1 protein-coding gene is annotated in these 1,680 nt (G+C 61.8%); it reads left to right on the forward strand.

What is annotated here, in order from left to right:
* Positions 1–115 precede the first annotated feature (115 nt).
* Complete coding sequence (locus tag HIJ39_RS22750; protein ID WP_169103311.1) at positions 116–1,363, forward strand: IS110 family RNA-guided transposase; 1,248 nt, start codon at positions 116–118, stop codon at positions 1,361–1,363.
* The last annotated feature ends 317 nt before the right edge of the window (positions 1,364–1,680 follow it).

The following is a 1,680-nucleotide window of genomic DNA, read 5'->3' on the forward strand; positions in this document are numbered from 1 at the left end:
CGAGAAGCGTCCTGTAGAGATGTGATTTCGGCGTACTGTGACAGTTGAGGAAAAAAATCCCCCTTTGGTACTGTTGATGGTGCAGACCCAACACCAGATCAAGGAGGACTTATAGATGCATTCTACATCGACGATTGATCAACGCAAAGCCGCGGTACAAGGCGCGGTGATTGGAGGGGTGGACGTGGCCCAAGGCTGGCATTACATCCAGTGGCTGCTGCCCAACGGGTTGTCAGCGGGCAAGCCCGTGCGGTTTGCCAATACCCGCAGCGGCTTCGAGTCCATGTGGACCCGCCGCCCGACCGGGCGGCGCCTCGTCGTGGGACTCGAGTCAACCGGCCCCTACTGGATGCCCCTGGCGCACTGGCTGCGCCAACAACCCGGCGTGACCGTCGTCTTGGTCAATCCGTTGCACACGCATAAGCTCAAAGAAGTCGACGACCACACGCCCTCCAAAAACGACGCCAAGGATGCCGGGATTATTGCCCGGGCGGTCGCCGAGGGGCGGTACATGCACTGGACACCGCGTGAGGGAGTCTGGAGCGAGCTGGCCACCTTGGCGGTGACGCGGCGCCAGCAAAAGGCGGACGTCATTCGCTGGCAAAATCGCATTCAGGGATGGATTGATGTCTATGCCCCGGAATTTCGGCGGGTCTTCAAAGCCTGGGATGGCCTAGCGGCCTTGTGGGTGCTGGACACCGTGCCCTTTCCGGCTGACGTGTTGGCGCATCCCGTCGAGGACTTGGTCAGGGGCTTGCTGGAGGCGTCCCATCATCGGGTCGGCCCCAAACGTGCGGCGGCCTTGATGGCCGCCTATCGCGACTCCATTGGGGTGCCCGGGCACCCAAGTGCGCGCGCCCAGTTAGCCGCGTACTTGGGGCATTGGCGCGCGGCGTGCGCCGCACTCGCGGCCACAGAAGCAGCGCAGCAGGAATTGGTGGCCTCGGTGCCGGGGGCGGACGCCCTGCGCATGATTCCGGGTTTTGGCCCCGTGGTCACGGCAACGCTGTTGGGTGAGTTGGGGAACCTCGCGGATTACTCTCATCCTCAGCAGGCCGTACGCATGGCCGGTCTGAACGTGGTGTCTGACAACTCCGGCAAGCATCAGGGTAAATCCCACGTGGCGAAACGCGGGCGGCCCCAAGTCCGGCAGGTGCTATACCAAGCGGCGTTGGTGGCCATTGCCCATGAGGGCCCCGCGCGTGCGCGCTATCAGGAACTCCGGCAACGGCTGGCGCCGAAGGCCGCGTTGATGGCGCTGGCCTGCAAACTCTTGCGGATCGCGTGGGCGTGTTTACGGCATCAAGCCCATTATGATGCCGACCGGGCCTTTTCACGGTCGACCGCCGCAGCCGCGGCGTAAGACTGTCTTGTTGAAATCCCGGGATGTCTGGGACGAGGGAGAGGATCCCCACCATTCGGGCATGTGTAGGCTCTTTCGTAGTGAGCCACACGGGACCCTGCGCACAAGTATCCGCTCCCCTCGTCTGCACCAGCGAACGGCATCATCCTGAACACAGGACGATTCGGGCATAGACCCTGCAACCCTTTTGGTAGGCTTCGCGAGGTCGTTCATCACGTGTAGACGGTCGCAGAGGTCCCGGAATTGAATCAAAAATCTACGAGAGCAAGAGGATTCAACCAAAAAACTAAGGTAGGTGGGGACAGTTTGACGCTTAC

The sequence above is a fragment of the Sulfobacillus harzensis genome (assembly GCF_012933365.1).
GTDB lineage: Bacteria > Bacillota > Sulfobacillia > Sulfobacillales > Sulfobacillaceae > Sulfobacillus_B > Sulfobacillus_B harzensis.

Bases quoted from the DNA above. Each gene is read 5' to 3' on its own strand.
- HIJ39_RS22750 (WP_169103311.1), top strand. From the start codon at position 116: ATGCATTCTACATCGACGATTGATCAACGCAAAGCCGCGGTACAAGGC.